The organism is Methylobacterium sp. FW102-HT35C08 (genome assembly GCF_058790235.1).
Genome location: NZ_JBYTCL010000002.1, coordinates 4712615 through 4729731, shown reverse-complemented (window position 1 = coordinate 4729731; position 17117 = coordinate 4712615). Strand labels below are relative to the sequence as shown.

The following is a 17117-nucleotide window of genomic DNA, read 5'->3' as shown; positions in this document are numbered from 1 at the left end:
GGCGCCCTGGCCGGTTCCACGACGGTAAGCTTCTGATGAGCCGCGCTGGATCCCGTCGCGGCCCTGGCTTTTCGGATCGTCCGATAGTCGAGCGCGGCGGCGATGGATACCAGTATCTGCAATTCCTGATTGCATATCGGCGCCATGGGTCGAACCGGCCGAGGCAGTCCGCAGCGGCCCGCGCCGCCCCGGTCACGTTTGCGTGTTCCCAGTGTCGCAGCCGCGGTTTCGGCAGCGCGGGGCGGACGGCGCCGCCTGTGGATCGGATCGCCGCGGCCGGGAGCCTCGGCGGCGGGTGCGGCGTTGGCGGCTCAAAGGGGAAGGTTCGGATCGGGCATGGCCAAGCGCAGGACGAAGGCGGGCGCGCAGCAGGCGCTGGAGGAGGCACCGCTGATGCCCACCGGGGCGCTCGCGGTGGCGCTCCTCGGCTTTGCCGAGACGGCCCGCCCGGTCGTGCACGTCGCCCGGGACGCGCGGCGCCTGGAGGATCTCGCCGCGACCCTTCGGGCGCTCGATCCCGACGCACAGGTCGCGGTCTATCCCGAATGGGACTGCCTGCCCTTCGACCATGCCTCGCCGTCGCGGGCCACGATGGGCGCCCGGGCGGCCGTGATGCGCTGGCTGACCGACCGGGACGCGCTGCCGGATTTCGTGCTGACCACGGCCCCGGCCCTCGTCCAGCGCGTGCCGCCCCCGGAGACCTGGGCCAAGGCCCGCGTGACCCTGCGGGTCGGCGATCCCCTCGACGTCGCCGCGGCGACGGCCGACCTGAAGCGCCTCGGCTACATCCTTGACGAGCGGGTCGACGAGCCCGGCGAGATCGCCGTGCGCGGGCGGACCGTGGAGGTTTTCCCGGCGGCCGCGCCGCGCCCCTGCCGGATCGAGCACGCAGAGGGCCGCGTCACCGCGATCCGCTCCTATGATCCGATCTCGCAGCGCTCGGTGGCGGAGGCGGACACGCTGGTGATCGATCCGGCCACCGAGATCATCCTGGAGCCCGGCTCCAACCAGAGCTTCGAGCCCTTCACCGGCCAGGAGCATCGCCTGGACCGCTACTACCCGCGCCTCGTCACCCTGCTGGATTACGTGCCCGAGGCCAGCCTCGTGGTCGAGGACGGCATGCAGGCCCGGATCGACGCCTTCTTCGAGCAGATGGACGAGGCCCGAGCGCGGCTGAAGGCCCGCGACGACCGCGGGCAGGCCGGCGCGGGCCTCTACCTCGCGCCCGACGCGTGGCGGGACCTCGTGGCGGCACATGCCCGGCTCGCCGCCACCGAGTCGGCCGGCGAGTCCCGCGCGATGCCGGTCTTCACCGGGGAGCGTCGGCCGGGAACCGCCTTCGCCAAGATCCTGCGCGAGCGGCTGAAGGCCGGCGACGTCGTCGTGCTCGCCGGCACGGTCCGCCCGCTCCGCCGCCTCGTGCGCCAGGTCGGCCGGATCGCCGAGCGCCCGATCCGCCTGATCGACGGCTGGGCCGATGTCGCCGGGGCGGCGCCGGGCGACGTCCTCGCCCTGGAGGCGCCGCTGGGCGCGGGCTTCCGGGTCCCCGAGCAGGGCGCCACCGTGATCGCCGCCGCCGACCTGTTCGGTCCGGATGCCGCCGTCACGGGCGGCGCGCGGGCGATGCTGCCGATGGGCGAGGTCGATCTGCGCCCCGGCGACGTCGCCGTCGACCGCGACCGCGGTCTGTGCGTGTTCGACGGGCTGGAGCCGGTGGCGACGCAGGGCGAGGCGCCGTCCGAGGCCCTGCGCCTGCGCTTTGCCGGCGACGCGATCCTGATGGTGCCGGTGTCCCAGGCGGACCGGATCTGGCGCTACGGCCCGGAGCCCGACGCCGTCACCCTCGACAAGCTCGACGGCGGCACCTGGCCCCGCCGCCGCCTGGAGGCGGAGGCCACCATGGCGCGGACCGCCCGGCTGATGCTGGAGGCCGCCCGCGCCCGCCGGGAGACCGCGGCGCCGGTCCTGGCGCCGCCGGCCCGCGACCTGGAGCGCTTCGCCGCCGGCTTCGGTTTCGCCCCGACCCCCGACCAGGCCGCCGCGGTCGACGCGCTGATGGCCGATCTCGCCTCCGGCCGGCCGATGGACCGGCTGGTCTGCGGCGATGTCGGCTTCGGCAAGACCGAGGTGGCCCTGCGGGCGCTCGCGGCCGCGGTCTTCTCGGGCAAGCAGGCGGCCTTGATCGCCCCGACCACCGTGCTGGCGCGCCAGCATGCCGAGACCCTGCGCCGCCGCTTCGGCCGGTTCGGCGTCGAGGTCGCGCAGCTCTCGCGCCTCGTGGCGCCGGCCGAGGCCAAGCGCGTCAAGGCGGGGCTCGCCGACGGCACGATCCGGCTGGTGGTCGGCACCCACGCGCTCGCCGGCAGCGGCGTCCGCTTCGCCGATCTCGGCCTGACGGTGATCGACGAGGAGCAGCGCTTCGGCGCCAAGATGAAGGCCGACCTGCGCCGCCTCGCGGAAGGCAGCCACGTGCTGACGCTCACCGCGACCCCGATCCCGCGCACGCTCCAGGCGGCGCTGGTCGGCCTCCAGAGCCTCAGCGTGCTCGCCACGCCCCCCGCTTTGCGCCAGCCGGTCCGCACCGTGGTGGCCCCCTTCGACGCGGACGCGGTCCGCGAGGCGCTGATCCGCGAGCACCGCCGGAGCGGCCAGAGCTTCGTGGTCTGCCCGCGGATCGAGGACATCGCCCCGATGGCCGAGCGCCTGCGCGCCCTCGTACCGGGCCTCGACATCCTGGTGGCGCACGGCGACCTGAAGCCGTCGGCCATGGACGAGGTCATGGTCCGCTTCGCCGAGGGCGACGGCGACGTGCTGCTCGCCACCGCCATCGTCGAGAGCGGGCTCGACGTGCCCCGGGCCAACACCATGCTGGTCTGGGACGCCGCCCGGTTCGGGCTGGCGCAGCTCCACCAGCTGCGGGGCCGCGTCGGCCGCGGCCAGCGCCGCGGCACGGTCCATCTGCTGAGCGATCCGGCCGCGCCCCCGCCGGCGGCGGCCCTGCAGCGCCTGCGCGCCCTGGAGGCCCTCGACCGTCTCGGCGCCGGCTTCGCGGTGAGCGCCCGCGACCTCGACCTGCGCGGCGCCGGCGATCTCGTCGGCGAGGACCAGGCGGGCCACGCCAAGCTCGTCGGCCTCGGCCTCTACCAGCACCTGCTGCAGCTGGCGATCACCGCCGCCAAGGGCGAGCGCGCCGAGGATTGGAGCCCGGAGATCGACCTCGGCCTGCCGAGCCGGATCCCCGAGGATTACGTCCCCGAGCCCGAGATCCGCCTGAGCCTGTACACGCGGCTGCTGCGCCTGCGCGAGGCCGAGGCGATCGAGGCGCTGGCCGGCGAGGTCGAGGACCGGTTCGGCGCGGCCCCAGCCCCGGTGCTCGCCCTGTTCGACCTCGCGCGGCTGCGCGCCGCCTGCTGCGAGCTGGGCGTGGCCCGGCTCCGGGGCGGTCCGCAAGGCGTCGCGGCCGATCTCAGGCCCGACCGGCCGCTCCCCGCCCTGGCGGTGGAGGACGGGATCGTCCTGCGCGAGGGGCGCGTGGTCTGGAAGCGGCCCTGTCCCGACGCCGCCGCCTGCGCGACGCTGGCGGCCGATCTCCTCGACCGCATCCGCGCCGCCCGGGACAGCGCCGGCTGAGCTTGCGCGAGGCTGGACAAACCGTCACAGGCTGTCCCGGGAGAAACGCGAACGGGAGTGTCCCATGCACGTCACCATTGAGCAGGCCGAGAAGGCCATCGCCGCCGCCCGGGCGAAGGCGACCGAGCTCGGCACCCAGATGTGCATCGCGGTGGTCGATTCCGGCGGCAACCTGAAGGCGTTCCACCGCATGGACGACGCCTGGGTCGGGTCGATCGACATTGCCCACAAGAAGGCCAAGACGTCGGTGTTCTTCGGCATGATGACCGGTCAGATCGGCCAGCTGTCCCAGCCCGGCGGCCCGCTCTACGGGATCGAGCACTCGAATGACGGCCTGATCACCTTCCCGGGCGGGATCCCGATCGTCGACGCCGACGGCGTGATGTCGGGGGCGATCGGCGTCAGCGGCTCGACGGTGGAGAACGACCATGCCGTCGCGGAGGCCGGCGCCAAGGCGATCGGACGCACGGAGCTGCCGGCCCATCCCTGGCGGACCTGAGCCGAACGGCGCTCAGGGGGCGCGCCGCGCGATCGCGCGGCCGATCCCCAGGAGCAGCATGCCGGAGATCATCCGCAGATACGTGTCGCCGTGGCGCTCCAGGGCGGTGTGAACCTGGAGGCAGTGATCGGCCGCCGCGTCCAGATGTTCCGCATCCACGGGCTCGGGCTTGGGTGCGCCGCTGCCATCCGGCAGCGGCGCCGACCGGCTGTGGAGGTCCGTGATGTCGATATAGGCGCCGCGCCCGCGCAGGGTGCCGGCCGCGTCGGGGGTCAGGCAGCCCCGGTTGAGGATCCACCGGGTCTCGCCGGTCCCGGTCACGATGCGGAACTCGAGGGAGACCGGCCCGCCTTCCTGCCGGACGCGCCGGATCTTCCCAAAGACCCAGTCGCGGTCCTCCGGATGGACGCGCCCGAGGGCGACGTCGAGGGGCAGCGGCCGGCCGGCGAGGCTCAGGTCGCCCGCCAGCATCGTGGCGGCGCCGGCGTCGAGCACGGACCGGCCGGCGGGAACATCCGTATCCCAGGTGCCGACGAACCCAGCGGCCTGCAGGGCAGGGGCTGCCGTGGAAGCCAGAAGCATCAAACCTCCCTGACCGGCATGACCGGCGATCGTATGGTTGGAGACGGACCCGCGGCGAGACGCGCACCCAGCCGCCGGGATGTCCAGCGGGCATAGGCGCGTTGGTCAGGGCGCGGCCCCGGACATGTCGTCGCGGCCGCCCGGACAGTCCCATACGAGGCTTCAAGGACGTCGGCAACTTGAAGAAGCCATATCGAGCAGTCGTCGGCGGCACGACGGCAGGCGAATGCCGCGGTTTGCGTTGACGGATACTTGTCGGGCGGGCGGGAGAGGACGGTACGGTAGCGCCGCAACGCCTCCGCGCCGCGCCGTGATCTCCCGGATCGGCCGCGCCGCGGGATCGTGACGGCGCCCGAAATCCCGAAAGATCCGTCCTGGCGGTCCCTGGTGCCGGCCCGGATCGCGTCCTAACCTTGCAACTTCCGGTACGTGTCGGGCAGAGGCACCATGAATCACGGTTCGCAGCGCACCAACCTCCCGCTCTCGCAGGACCGGCTCTGGGACAGCCTGATGGAACTCGCGCGGATCGGCGCGCTGCCCAATGGCGGCAACGACCGCCAGACCCTGACCGATCGGGACGCCGAGGGGCGGGCCCTGTTCCAGCGCTGGGGCGAGGCGGTGGGGCTGACGCTCACCGTGGACCGGATCGGCAACATGATCTTCCGCCGCCCCGGGCGGGATCCGAGCCGGAAGCCCGTGGCCATCGGCAGCCACCTCGACACCCAGCCCACCGGGGGCAAGTTCGACGGGCCGCTCGGCGTGCTCGCGGGGCTGGAGATCATGCGCGCCCTGCACGAGGCCGGGATCGAGACCGAGGCGCCGCTCCTGCTGATCAACTGGTGCAACGAGGAGGGCGCACGCTTCGCCCCGCCGATGAGCGGCAGCGGCGTCGCCATGGGGATCGTTCCCGAGGCCGACATCCTGGCGACCCGGGACCTGGCCGGCCACGTCTTCGGCGACGAGCTGCGGCGCATCGGCTGGCAGGGCGCGGCCGATCCGGCCGGCCTGCGGGAGATCGGCGCCTATTTCGAGCTGCATATCGAGCAGGGCAAGCGCCTGGAGGATGCCGGCCTGACCATCGGGGTGGTCGACCGAGCGCTGGCCCAGATCTGGTACGAGATCACCGTGCTGGGCGAGGAGGCGCATGCCGGCAGTCCCATGGCCGGCCGGCGGGATGCCATGATGGCCGCGGCGGCGCTGATCGCGTCCCTGGAGGAGATCGCCCGCGAGGCGGTCGGCGCCGGCGACGAGCGTGGCCGCGCCACCGTGGGCGTCCTGACCGCCGAGCCGTCGAGCCGCAACATCACGCCGGGCCGGGTGTGGTTCAGCCTCGACACCCGTCACGGCGACACCGACCAGCTGGAGGCGATGCGGGCGCGGATCCTGGCCCGGGCCGACGCGCTGGCGGCGGAGCGCGACGTCACGATCCGCGTCGCGGAGTTCTGGCGCGCGCCGCCGACCCCGTTCGACCCGGTGCTGGTGGACCGGGTCCAGGACGCGGCCGAAGCGCGCGGCCATGCCTGGACGCGGATGCCGACCGCGATCTACCACGACGCAGTGTACTGCGCCCGCGCGGTGCCGGCGGCCCTGGTGTTCTGCCCCTGCCACGGGGGCATCAGCCACAACGAGGCCGAGAGCATCACGCCCGAATGGGCGCGGGCCGGCATGGAGGTCCTGGCCGACGCGGTTCTCGCGACGGCCGGGATCGCGCGGCGCTGACAGGCGGGAGGGGGCCGGCATGCCCGACGACAACGTGATCCGTCCGGCCTTCGGGGTCCCGCGCACGGCCGCGCCGGCCTCGGGGCCGGAACCCGAACCCGCGCAGCCGCCGCTCCGCGTCCTCGGCACGGGAGCGGGCCACCGGGTCGGCCTGATCCGCGACCCGTCGGCGGCGGAGGGCGACGTGGTCCGCGTCGTCGTGGGGCCGGAGGATGCGCCCGCCGTCGAGACCGTGGCTCTGCTGCCCGCGACCGCCGACGCGGAGGCCGAGGCGGAGCGGATCGGCTTCGCGATCCTGCGGGCGCTGGAGGTGGTCGAGGGCGCGCCCTGAACCGCACCGGCCCTCGCGGAGCGTGTTCTCCGGAAGGCGCCGCGCGCGGGAGGCCGCGAGCCCGAACGGGCGGCGGTTCGTTGGGAGGGAGGCGGGAGGGATGACGGTCGGACGGGTCAGCAGCACCGAGCTTCCGATCCCGGCCCGGGCCGGGATGGTCTGGTCCGTGCTGACGGACCTTGAATCCTACCCGGCGTGGAACCCGTTCATCCGCAAGGCGGAGGGGCCCCGGCGCGCGGGGGCGCGCTGGCGCCTGGAGCTGACCCTGAACGGCCGCGCCTACCTGACCCTGCGCGTGCAGGTGACCTGCTGGGAGCCCGGCCGGCGGCTGACCTGGCGCGGCGGCATTCCGGCGATGCCCCACCTGCTCGCGGGCACGCACGACGTCCGGATCACCGAGACCCGCCAGGGGGTCACCCTCGTCCAGGCGATGGCCGTCACGGGCCTGCTCGCGCCCGGCCTGTTCCCATGGCTGCGGACCCGCACGCAGGCCCGGTTCGCCGCGATGAACGAGGCGGTGCGCGACGAGGTCGCCCGCCGGATGGCCGAGACCGCCTAGGCGGTCTCGGCCATGCTCGGTTCAGACAACCGGCTTCGGCTTGACGATGGGGGAGCGCGACAGGCTCTCGATCTCGCGGCCGGGCCGCCCCGACTTGCGGGCGATCTCCTCCTCCTGCTCGGCGATGAGCTGCCGGGCGGGCTCGTCGCCGTCCAGGCCGCCGAGGATCTCGACCGGGACGCGCCGGTTCGAGGCTCGGGAGCCGTCCGTGTAGACGATATCGAACAGGACGAAGCCCCGCTCCTGCGGTCTCGACTTGATGCGCTTGGCCATAGGTGCTGATACGCCGCCGGAATCGCTCGCGGCAAGGCGCGGCGACGGTCGCAGGGTTGCACGGCGCGCACGTGCCGCACACAAGCCGCACTCGGCGCCGCTCCGCGGGCCGCGACCGACCCTGCTGCCCGTCCCGGACGGGCGGCCCTGTCACCAACCGAGGACGGCTCCCGTGATACCCTGGGTTCATCTCGATACCGGGTCGGTGCCCGGCGGCGGCACGGATCTGCGCCTGATGCGGCGCGGCGACGAGTTCGCGATCCTCGCCGACACGATCGAGTTGATGAACAACCGCCGCAGCGGCTCCGAGGTCGCGCTCGCGGCGCTGACCTGCGCGCGGCTCAAGGACCGGCCCCGGGCCCGGATCCTGATCGGCGGCCTCGGCATGGGCTTCACCCTGCGGGCGGCGCTCGAGCATCTCGGTCCCGACGCGCGGGTCGTGGTGGCCGAGCTGGTGCCGGCCGTGATCGCTTGGGCCCGCGGCCCGCTGGCGCACGTCTTCGCCGGCTGCCTGGACGATCCGCGCGTCGACCTGCAGGAGGCCGACGTGAACCGCCTGATCCAGGCGGGGCCGGAGCGTTACGACGCGATCCTCCTCGACGTCGACAACGGCCCGGAGGGGCTGATGCGCCGGTCGAACGACCGGCTCTACGACAATTGGGGACTCAAGCGCGCCCGGTGGGCGCTCCGGCCGGGCGGCATCCTGGGCGTCTGGTCGGGCGCGCCGGACCGGAAGTTCAAGAGCCGGATGCAGCGTTCCGGCTTCGCGGTCGACGAGCAGCGGGTCCATGCCAGCGGCCGCGGCAGCGGGCCCAAGCACGTGGTCTGGATCGGGACCCGGACCGACCGGCCCGCCGAGACCGTTCGTCCGCGCTCCGGCCAGCCGCGGGTGGCCCGGTCCGTCTAGGATCGCTGCCGCTCACGGTCGCACCCCCTAGGCCGGCACCGCGACGTTCCGCACATTCTACGGATGGGTGCGAATGGCGGGCATCTCTACACAGTCGAGGTCAGGCCGAGCCGGCATGATCCGGGCCGTTTCACCTGGGCGATCCGCGACCGGGGCAAGCTGGTGCGGGGTTCGTACCGTCCGCACGCATCCGAGCATGCCGCCCGCGCCGTAGCGCTGGCCGAGGTCGAGCGCATGATCGGCCATGACGGACAGTCGGGCGGGACCTAGACGCTTCGATCCATGCTTTTCGCGCATACAGAGGCGGTGCGATCGCGTCGCTTATGCATACCTCCCGAACCGCCGGGCCATTGCCTACCGCAATGCACTATCCTATCTGTGCAGTGCGGGATGGCGATGGCGTCGCCTTCCCGCTGCCCTTCTTGGGCGTTTCCTCCCTAGACTTCGGGCCGCTCCTTCGGGAGTGGCCTTTTTTGTTTCCGCAGATTCGGCCTGGATCAAGCGGAACCAGGAGCTTGGCGGTTCGTTTTTCCCGCCATGGAACACTATCGCTCCACCCTGGCGACCACCGCCATTGCCGTATTCGGGCTCGTTGTGGCGGCGCATACTCTGCATCCGGGCAATTACGAGGTGCAGACGCGCCCGGCACGTCCGGTCGCGGCTCCGGTTGCCTGGACCGATCCGCCGGCCCGGATCGCCGGGCCCGAGACGACCGGCGCGATCCGGCGTGCCGCCGAGGCCCCGAGCGCGCTCCCGTCCGCCGTCCCGGCTCCGCAGTTGGCTGCAGTGACCCCGCCGGTTGCCGCGCCGGCCCTGCCGCTCCCGCGCGAGATGGCGGATTCGGCCGGGCCGCTTCCCAAGGCGGCTGCCGTCCATCGTGTCCGCGGATCCGAGCGCAATGTGCGCCGCGTGGTCCGCCTGCGTCACGCCCGGACCGCTCAGGCCGACCGGGCTGCCGTCGCCCCGCCGACCGCCCGTCCGGCGCAGGCCGCGCCGGATTCGGCCGGGCGGATCGATCCGATCGGCGACATCATCCGCGGCCTCGGCTTCGGCCGCGACAGCTGACCACATCCGGCCTCGGCCGCCAAAACCGGGGCGCCTAATCGACGTGGATGGTCAGCTTCATCTTCGGGTGGATGCCGCACTGGATCACGAAATCGCCGGGCTCCTTGAGCGTCAGGCGCGTCTCGGTGCCGGGCTCCTGGTCGCCGGCATCGAACGAGAACCGGTCCGCCTCGATGAAGGCGTGATGGGTCAGGCTCTCGTCGCCGTTGCGCAGGGTGATCGTGTCGCCGCGGCGCAGGTAGAGGTCGGTCGGCGTGTAATGGCGCCCCTTCTGCAGGACGATCCGGACCGTGTCCGAAAGCATCGCCCAGGCTGACCCGCCGGCATAGCCCGAAGCGGCCAGCGCGAGTGTCCCGATGATGAGCGTGGGGCGCAGGCACCTGCTGCAAAGGGGCATGACGGGTGTCCGCGCGATATCCGAGGCGTCCCGGGACGGAGGGGTCGATCATCGAGCGGTCCGGGATCCGCTGCCCTGCATCGTGACCGGCACCCCTCAACATCCCGATACACGACACGATAAGATTTTAGCGATCTCGCGGGCCGCTCGCGACGTATATTGAAATACTAATCTGTTTAACTGTATTCGTTTACAGAATCAGAGTGTTCGCGGCGGCAATCGCGGGCCGCGAGCGCCTCGCGCACGTGCTCCCGGAATACGTTGACCCGGGCCGGCAGCTCGCGTCCCGCCAGGGTCACGGCCCGCAGCGCCGCCCCGCGGGTCGCCCAGGGCGCCAAGACCCGCACGAGCGCGCCCGATTCCACCGCCCGGGCGGCGACCAGGGTCGGCAGATGGCCGATTCCGGCGCCCGCCAGGGTCAGGCGGTGCGCGCTGGCGAAGTCGCTGACCCGGATCGCTGGGCTCACGGAGAGCGGCTCCGTGCGGCCCTGCCCGTCGGAGAGGGGCAGCCCCGCCGCGCCGAATCGCTCGCGCGCGAGGATCAGGTCGTGGTCGCGCAGGCCGGCGAGATCGGCCGGGGCCGGGCGGCGCGCGAGGTAGGCGGGGGCGGCGTAGAGGCCGACCGCCAGGGTCGCCAGGACCAGCGCGCGGTAGCCGGTCTCCTCGGCGCCGCCGAGCCGCAGGGCGAGGTCGATCCGGTTGGCCGCGAGGTCGAGGCGCGCGTCGGTGTTCAGCATCTCCACGGTGATCTGCGGGTAGGCGTCCCGGAAGCTCGCGACGATCTCGGGCATCACCTCGATCCCGAAATCGATCGAGGTGGTGAATCGCAGGTGTCCGGCCGGCACCGTGCGGGCGTCGCGCGCGGTCTCGGCCGCCTCGTCGAGGAGCGTCAGGCTCTCCTGGGCCTTGGCGTAGAAGGCCAGCCCCTCGGCCGTCGGCGAGACCGCCCGTGAGGTCCGCGCCATCAGCCGGGCACCGAGCGCCCGCTCTAGCCGGGAGATCCGCCGGCTGACGCTGCCTTTGGTCTCGCGCAGGCTGGCCGCCGCGGCCGTGACCGTGCCGAGATCGACCACCGTGCAGAAGGCCCGCACATCGTCCAGCCCGCCCCGGAAGGTTTCCGTTCTCGCAACCATGGGGTTCCGGATAGCAGGCTCAACCGGGGCCGTGAACGGGGCTACACGGCTGCTGCGGCGCAGCGAATAGCGCTCGACCGTCTGCTCTGCAGGAGACACCCTTGAAGTCGATTCTCGCCTCCGGCCTTCTGGCCCTGCTGGTCGCCACCCCGGTGCTGGCCCAGACCCCGCCGACCCGCGACCCCGCCCAGATCCAGGCCGGAACCTACGCGGTCGATCCCGGCCACACCCAGGTCGGCTGGCGGGTCTCCCACATGGGCTTCTCGAACTACGCGGGCGGCTTCTCGGACGTGTCCGGCACGCTGGAGCTGCAGCCGAAGAACCCAGCTTCCGCCAAGCTGTCGGTGAAGATCCCGGTCGCCTCGGTGGCGACAACCAGCGCCAAGCTCACCGACGAGCTCAAGGGCGACCAGTGGCTCGACGCCGCCAAGTTCCCCGACATGACCTTCGTGTCCACCAAGGTGGTGCCCGCCGGCAAGGACCACGCGAAGGTGACGGGCGACCTGACGCTGCACGGCGTGACCAAGCCGGTGACGCTCGACGTCACCCTGGTCGGCGCCGGCGTGAACCCGCTGAGCAAGAAGGTCACGGTCGGCTTCGAGGCCACCGGCACGCTCAAGCGCTCCGAGTTCGGCGTGAAGACCTACGTGCCGCTGATCGGCGACGAGCTGCACCTCACCATCGCGGGCGCCTTCGAGAAGCAGGACTGACCTGGGAGGATCCGCCATGGCGAGAGGGGTTTCCGCGCGGCGGTACTCCGCCGTGGCGATCCTGCTGCACTGGGCGAGCGCGCTGGGCGTGCTCGTCCTGATCGGTCTGGGCCTGACCATGGCTCATGCGGATTTGGCGCCGCTGCGCCAGTTCCAGCTCTACCAGTGGCACAAATCCGTCGGGATCACCGTGCTGGCGCTGACGGCCCTGCGCGTCCTCTGGCGCCTGACCCACCGGCCGCCGCCCCACCCGGCCGGGATGCCGGCGCGGGAGCGCCGGGCGGCCGGGGCGGCGCACACCCTGCTGTACCTGCTCCTGATCGGGCTGCCCCTGACCGGCTGGGCCGTGGTGTCGCTGTCGCCGTTCAACATCCCGACGGTGCTGTACGGGCTCGTGCCCTGGCCGCACCTGCCGCTGGCGGACCTCGTCCCCGACCCGGGCGGCGCCGAGGGTCTCCTCAAGCGGGTCCACGCCCTGGGGGCGTGGTTCCTGGCGGCTTTGCTCGCCGTCCACGTGGCGGCGGCCCTGCGCCACCACCTCCTCCTGCGCGACGACGTGCTGCGCCGCATGCTGCCGGGGCGCCGGACCTTGACCGCTTGCCCGACCGTGGAGCCGACCCGATGAACGTGCGTCACCTCTGCCTGCTCGCGGCTCTCCAGACTGCGGCCCTGCCGGCGGCCGCCGCCGAGTGGGCGGTGGATCCGGCCAAGAGTGCGATCCGGTTCTCCGGCGTGCAGGTCGGCGTGCCGTTCACCGGGCGGTTCGAGCGGTTCAAGGCCGCGGTCGATTTCGATCCCGCCAAGCCCGAGGCGGGGCACGCGCTCGTGCTGGTCGACCTCGCTAGCGCGCGGACCGGGGATGTCCAGCGCGACCGGGCCCTGCCGCAGAAGGATTGGTTCGACGTCAAGGCGGCGAGCGAGGCGCGCTTTGAGGCGACCCGCTTCGTCGACAAGGGGCAGGGCGACTACGCGGCAATCGGGACGCTGACCATCCGCGGCACGAGCCGGCCCGTGACGCTGCCGTTCCATCTGACCCTCGAGGGCGGCGGGGCGCACGCCACCGGGCGCGTCGGCCTGGTCCGCACCGAGTTCGGCGTCGGGCAGGGGGCCTGGGCCTCAGGCCAGTGGGTGGCGCTCGACGTCGGGGTCGAGATCGACATCGTCGCGACGGCGCAGCCTGCGGCCGGTCACTGACGCGGGCCGCACAGACGCCCGGACCCGTCCTGATGCGCCGCTACCCCGGCCGGTCCTCCGACCCGGTCCCCAGCGCCCGCTGGACCATGACGCTGTCCGACCAGTGGCCGTACTTGAAGCCCACCGCCCGCAGGTAGCCGACCCGCTCGAACCCGCAGGCTTCGTGGAGCCGCAGGGAGGCCGCGTTCTCGGCGTCGATGTAGCCGATCATCTGGCGGTAGCCGCCCGCTGCGCAGGCCTCGATCAGGGCCGGCAGCAGCCGCCGGCCGATCCCGGCATGGAGGTGGTCGGGATGCACGTAGATCGAGTGCTTGAGCGTGTAGCGGTAGGCCGGCCGCTTCCGGAACGGCACCGCGTAGGCGTAGCCCGCCACCGCGCCGTCCCGCTCGGCCACGAGGTGCGGCAGGCGCTTCTTGCGCATGGTCTTGCGCCGCCGCTTCAGGTCGTCGGGGAGCAGCCGGTCCTCCTCGGCGACGCCGACATCGCTGACGCCCCGGCTGATGTGGTGCTCGTAGATCGCCACCATCGCCTCGACATCGGCGTCCGAGGAGGCGCGGATGACGATGTCGGGGCAGGCGCGGGCCGGGATTAGGCCGGGCGTCTCGACCTCGATCTCCATCAGGCGCCCTCCCGCGCCACGTAGGTGTGGAAGCGGATCCGCCCGTCCGGGTCGACCTCGCGGTAGACGCCCTGGATCTCGGCCTCGAAGCCCGGGAACAGGTTGGCGGAGGCCTCGAACATCTTGAAATAGTCGAGCATGGGCTTGGCCCGCTCGTCGAGCCGCTCGCCCGGCAGAACCGTGCCGATGCCCGGGGGATAGACCAGCATCAGCGTGGTGGCGATCCGCCCCTCGGCCTCGGCGATCGGCACGTAGTCGACCTTGTTGCGGGTCAGCAGCTGGGCGGCTCTCTTCGGCGGCGTCACCATCTCGGGCAGGTGCTCGGGGGCGAATTGCCGCCGCTGCAGCGTCGAGGTGCCAGCCTCCCGGTGGAAGGCGTGGAGCTCGTTGCAGAGGTCGCGCAGGCGCACGCCGCGGTAGCGGTTCGGCCGGCGGTTGACGAATTCCGGCATGGCCTCCTCCAGCGCGACGTTGTCGTCGTGGAGCCGCTTGAAGGCGACGAGGCCCGAGATCAGCGTGCCGGCCTTGGAGGATTCGACCCCCGGGGTCAGCAGGAAGAGCAGCGAGTTCAGGTCGTTCTTCTCGGCGACGATCCGGTTCTCACGCAGGTACTGGGCCACGATCGGCGCCGGCACGCCGTGCTGGGCATAGGCCCCCGTGTGCCGGTCGAAGCCGGGGGTCAGCACGGTGAGCTTGTTCGGGTCGGTGATGGCGTAGCCCGGCGACACGTGGCTGAAGCCGTGCCAGCGCGCCCCCGGCTTCAGCTCCCAGTGGCGCGGCGTGGCGGCGAGCTCGTCGGTCGGCACGCTCTCCCACGGCACCTCGGCGCCGTCGGCGTTCACCGTCACGTCCGGCACGAAAGGGTCGAAGAACCAGCGCCGGGCCGGATCGCGCTCGTTCTCCTCGAACTCGCGGCGGATCGCCCGGACCTTCTTGCGCCACTCGATCCCGAGCCGGATCGTGTCGTCCCACAGGATCATGCCCGAGCGCCCCTTCATCATCTGGGCGCCGACGTCGAGGGAGGCGAACAGGGGGTAGAAGGGTGACGTGGAGGCGTGGACCAGGAAGCTCTCGTTGAGCCTCTTGTGCTCGACCCGCCGGGTCTGGCCGCGGATGTGCCCGTCCCGAGTGTGGATCTGCGAGGCCTGGCTGAAGCTCGCGAGCTGCTTGTGGGTCGACTGCGTGGCGACGATGCCGGGCGAGGTCTCGTCGAGCCCGGTCAGCCCCATGGCGAAGCGGCGGGCGTAGAGCGGGTGGAACTTCATGAAGCCCGCCCAGGCCTCGTCGAACAGGATGTAGTCGCACAGGTGGCCGATCTTCTCCAGGATCTCCTGGGCGTCGTAGATCGTGCCGTCGTAGGTGCATTGCTCGATCACCGCGACGCGGAACGGCCGCTCCCGGCGCCACGCCTCCGGATCGGTCACCAGCGGGTTGCGGCGGATTTTTTCGCGGATCCGGGTCTCATCCAGGGCCTCGTGGAAGATCGGTCCGATCAGGCCGTACGCATTCCGATCCGTTTCCAAAAAGATCGGGATGCCGCCGCCCAGGAACAGGGCGCCGTGGTGGGCCGCCTTGTGGTTGTTGCGGTCGAACAGGACGAGGTCGTCCTCCGCCACCAGGGAGGACAGGACGATCTTGTTGGAGGCCGAGGTGCCGTTGAGGACGAAGTAGGTCTTCTCCGCCCCGAAGATCTTGGCGGCCTCCTTCTGGGCCTTCAGCGCCGGGCCCTCGTGGGTCAGCAGGTCGCCGAGGTCGAGGACCGAGTTGTCGAGATCGTCGCGGAAGATCGCCTCGCCCAGATGCTCCACGAAGATCCGGCCGATGGGGGACCGGTTATAGAAGATGCCGCCGTTGTGGCCTGGGCAGGTCCAGAGCTGGTTGCCCTTCTCGGCGTAGTCGACGAGCGCGCCGAAGAACGGCGTCTTGAGGGTCTCGGCGTATTGCGTAACCCGGCTGACGAGGCCGCGGGCGATGAATTCCGGCGTCTCCTCGGCGAGGAAGATGTAGCCGTCGATGAAGTCGAGGAGCTCGACCGGGATGTCCTCCAGCCGCTTGCGGCGAACCATGATGACGATCGGCATCTCCAGGCCGCGCCGGCGCATCATGTCGATGAGGGCGGCGGCCTTGCCGTCGAGGCCGCGCTTGCCCCAGTCGACCACGAGGCAGCCGACCGCCGCGTCGGTCTGGACCGCGATGGCCGCGTCCTCGACGCGCCGGGCGCGCACCACCTCGAAGCCGCGCTGCTCCACGGCCGCCACGATCTGGTTGAGGCGCGCGCCCTCGAGATCGTCTGGATCGAAGGCCGGGGCGCACATCAGGACCGTGAAGCGGCGGTGGAAGTCCATGGAGCCCTCTCTGGCCTCGGATGCAGCGCGTGGCTTTCCGGCCCGTCTGCGACGATTGCATGACACGCGACCGTGGTGGTGGCCGACCCGGAACGAAAGGTCGTGATCGGGGTGCGCCTCGGCCGGCTTCGGCGCGGCAACGCAGCTACGCGCGTGATGTCCCGGGGTGATAGTCCTCGCCGTCGTTCCGGGGCGCCGCAGGCGAGCCCGGACCCGGAGGTGCACGCCGGAGGCGGGCAATCCAGAACCACCATCGGTGCAGATGCTTGATGCGTCGGCGGATCTGGATCCCGGGCTCCGCTGCACGGCCCCGGGATGACGGTGGTGATGCGGCTTCGGTCGCGGGGCTCCGGAGGACGCGACCGCTTCCCCTCAGGCGCCGATCACCGCGGCCATGGGCCTGAGCGCGATGCCTTGCGTGGCGAGCGCGTCGCGCAGCCGCGCGGCCATTGCCACGGCGCCCGGCGTGTCGCCGTGGACGCAGACGCTGTCGATCCGGGTCGGGATCCGCGCGCCGGACGCGCAGGTGATCGCCCCGTCGCCGAGCATCCGCACGACCCGCTCGGCCACCGCGTCGGGCGCGTGCAGCACCGCCCCGGGCAACTTGCGCGAGACGAGGTTGCCGTTATCCGCGTAGGCCCGGTCGGCGTAGACCTCGCGGACCAGAGGCAGGCCGAGCCGCTCGCCGGCGCGCTCGGTCTCCAGGCCGGGCATCACTACGAAGATCAGGTCGCGGTCCAGCGTCCGGATCGCCCGGGCCACCGACAGCGCGAGATCCGCGTCCTCGTTGGCAATGTTGCCGAGCGCCCCGTGGGTCTTCACGTGCCGCACCGGGCAGCCCGCATCCTGCGCCAGCGCCAGCAGGGCACCGACTTGGTAGAGCACGGCCTTCTCGATATCTGCCGGCCGCTCGCCGTGAATCGGGCGCCGGCCGAAGCCCCAGAGATCGAGGAAGCCCGGATGCGCGCCGGCCTGGACGCCGTTCGCGGCGGCGAGCCGCAGGGTCTCGTGCATGACGAGCGGGTCGCCGGCGTGGAAGCCGCAGGCGATGTTGGCCGAGGTGGCGATGGTCAGCATCTCGGCATCGTCGCCCAGGCGGTAGACGCCGAAGCCCTCGCCCATGTCGCAGTTCAGGTCGACGATCATCGCGGGGC

The 17117-nt window shown here is 72.2% G+C and carries 18 protein-coding genes; 11 read left to right on the top strand and 7 right to left on the bottom strand.

Annotated features, from left to right (window positions below; all coding sequences use genetic code 11):
• Positions 1 to 336: 336 nt before the first annotated feature.
• The gene (locus AC3WSN_RS22415) at positions 337 to 3630 is read left to right on the top strand and encodes a DEAD/DEAH box helicase (protein WP_492540966.1); all 3294 of its coding nucleotides are present in this window, start codon (positions 337 to 339) and stop codon (positions 3628 to 3630) included.
• A gap of 64 nt (positions 3631 to 3694) precedes the next feature.
• The gene (locus AC3WSN_RS22410) at positions 3695 to 4129 is read left to right on the top strand and encodes a GlcG/HbpS family heme-binding protein (RefSeq protein WP_192710660.1); all 435 of its coding nucleotides are present in this window, start codon (positions 3695 to 3697) and stop codon (positions 4127 to 4129) included.
• Positions 4130 to 4141: 12 nt separating this feature from the next.
• Here the strand turns inward: AC3WSN_RS22410 and AC3WSN_RS22405 are convergent, their stop codons facing one another.
• On the bottom strand, positions 4142 to 4711 hold the full coding sequence (locus tag AC3WSN_RS22405) for a PAS domain-containing protein (protein WP_492540964.1): 570 nt from the start codon (positions 4709 to 4711) through the stop codon (positions 4142 to 4144).
• 447 nt (positions 4712 to 5158) lie between these two features.
• On the opposite strand from AC3WSN_RS22405, the gene AC3WSN_RS22400 reads away from it, so the two are divergent.
• The 3 genes from AC3WSN_RS22400 (at position 5159) to AC3WSN_RS22390 (ending at position 7320) form a co-directional block, all read left to right on the top strand.
• Complete coding sequence (locus AC3WSN_RS22400) at positions 5159 to 6430, top strand: Zn-dependent hydrolase (RefSeq protein ID WP_492540962.1); 1272 nt, start codon at positions 5159 to 5161, stop codon at positions 6428 to 6430.
• 19 nt (positions 6431 to 6449) lie between these two features.
• Positions 6450 to 6761, top strand: coding sequence for a hypothetical protein (locus tag AC3WSN_RS22395; RefSeq protein WP_492540961.1), 312 nt, complete (start codon positions 6450 to 6452; stop codon positions 6759 to 6761).
• A 100-nt stretch (positions 6762 to 6861) separates the two neighbouring features.
• Entirely contained in the window at positions 6862 to 7320 is a 459-nt protein-coding gene (locus AC3WSN_RS22390; RefSeq protein WP_492540959.1) for an SRPBCC family protein, read from the top strand.
• A 21-nt stretch (positions 7321 to 7341) separates the two neighbouring features.
• On the opposite strand, the gene AC3WSN_RS22385 is transcribed toward AC3WSN_RS22390, so the two are convergent.
• Positions 7342 to 7593 (bottom strand): hypothetical protein, encoded by a 252-nt coding sequence (locus AC3WSN_RS22385; RefSeq protein WP_192710665.1) that lies wholly within the window; start codon positions 7591 to 7593, stop codon positions 7342 to 7344.
• Between the two features lie 172 nt (positions 7594 to 7765).
• On the opposite strand from AC3WSN_RS22385, the gene AC3WSN_RS22380 reads away from it, so the two are divergent.
• From AC3WSN_RS22380 to AC3WSN_RS22370, 3 genes are all read left to right on the top strand, one after another.
• Positions 7766 to 8500, top strand: a complete 735-nt coding sequence (locus AC3WSN_RS22380) for a spermidine synthase (protein ID WP_492540956.1) — start codon at positions 7766 to 7768, stop codon at positions 8498 to 8500.
• A 63-nt stretch (positions 8501 to 8563) separates the two neighbouring features.
• Entirely contained in the window at positions 8564 to 8770 is a 207-nt protein-coding gene (locus tag AC3WSN_RS22375; RefSeq protein WP_192710667.1) for a hypothetical protein, read from the top strand.
• Between the two features lie 267 nt (positions 8771 to 9037).
• Positions 9038 to 9565 (top strand): hypothetical protein, encoded by a 528-nt coding sequence (locus AC3WSN_RS22370; RefSeq protein WP_492540954.1) that lies wholly within the window; start codon positions 9038 to 9040, stop codon positions 9563 to 9565.
• Positions 9566 to 9599: 34 nt separating this feature from the next.
• Here AC3WSN_RS22370 and AC3WSN_RS22365 read toward each other — a convergent pair whose 3' ends face one another.
• The gene (locus tag AC3WSN_RS22365; RefSeq protein WP_192710669.1) at positions 9600 to 9962 is read right to left on the bottom strand and encodes a cupredoxin domain-containing protein; all 363 of its coding nucleotides are present in this window, start codon (positions 9960 to 9962) and stop codon (positions 9600 to 9602) included.
• A gap of 176 nt (positions 9963 to 10138) precedes the next feature.
• Positions 10139 to 11095: a LysR family transcriptional regulator gene (locus tag AC3WSN_RS22360; protein ID WP_492540945.1), complete on the bottom strand. Its 957-nt coding sequence runs from the start codon at positions 11093 to 11095 to the stop codon at positions 10139 to 10141.
• Positions 11096 to 11196: 101 nt separating this feature from the next.
• Here AC3WSN_RS22360 and AC3WSN_RS22355 point away from each other — a divergent pair, with 101 nt between their 5' ends.
• The 3 genes from AC3WSN_RS22355 to AC3WSN_RS22345 are packed head-to-tail and all read left to right on the top strand — an operon-like array spanning position 11197 to position 12999.
• The gene (locus tag AC3WSN_RS22355; RefSeq protein ID WP_331293030.1) at positions 11197 to 11805 is read left to right on the top strand and encodes a YceI family protein; all 609 of its coding nucleotides are present in this window, start codon (positions 11197 to 11199) and stop codon (positions 11803 to 11805) included.
• A 16-nt stretch (positions 11806 to 11821) separates the two neighbouring features.
• Positions 11822 to 12430 carry a cytochrome b gene (locus AC3WSN_RS22350; protein WP_492540942.1) on the top strand — a complete coding sequence of 203 codons (609 nt, stop codon included), beginning with the start codon at positions 11822 to 11824 and terminating at the stop codon, positions 12428 to 12430.
• Positions 12427 to 12999, top strand: coding sequence for a YceI family protein (locus AC3WSN_RS22345; protein WP_492540940.1), 573 nt, complete (start codon positions 12427 to 12429; stop codon positions 12997 to 12999). Before AC3WSN_RS22350 ends, AC3WSN_RS22345 begins: the two co-directional genes overlap by 4 nt.
• Positions 13000 to 13039: 40 nt before the next feature.
• On the opposite strand, the gene AC3WSN_RS22340 is transcribed toward AC3WSN_RS22345, so the two are convergent.
• The 3 genes from AC3WSN_RS22340 to AC3WSN_RS22330 form a co-directional block, all read right to left on the bottom strand.
• Positions 13040 to 13618 carry a GNAT family N-acetyltransferase gene (locus AC3WSN_RS22340; RefSeq protein ID WP_492540938.1) on the bottom strand — a complete coding sequence of 193 codons (579 nt, stop codon included), beginning with the start codon at positions 13616 to 13618 and terminating at the stop codon, positions 13040 to 13042.
• Complete coding sequence (locus AC3WSN_RS22335) at positions 13618 to 15963, bottom strand: Orn/Lys/Arg family decarboxylase (protein WP_492540936.1); 2346 nt, start codon at positions 15961 to 15963, stop codon at positions 13618 to 13620. Before AC3WSN_RS22335 ends, AC3WSN_RS22340 begins: the two co-directional genes overlap by 1 nt.
• A 372-nt stretch (positions 15964 to 16335) precedes the next feature.
• The gene (locus tag AC3WSN_RS22330; protein ID WP_492540934.1) at positions 16336 to 17109 is read right to left on the bottom strand and encodes a LamB/YcsF family protein; all 774 of its coding nucleotides are present in this window, start codon (positions 17107 to 17109) and stop codon (positions 16336 to 16338) included.
• Positions 17110 to 17117 lie beyond the last annotated feature (8 nt).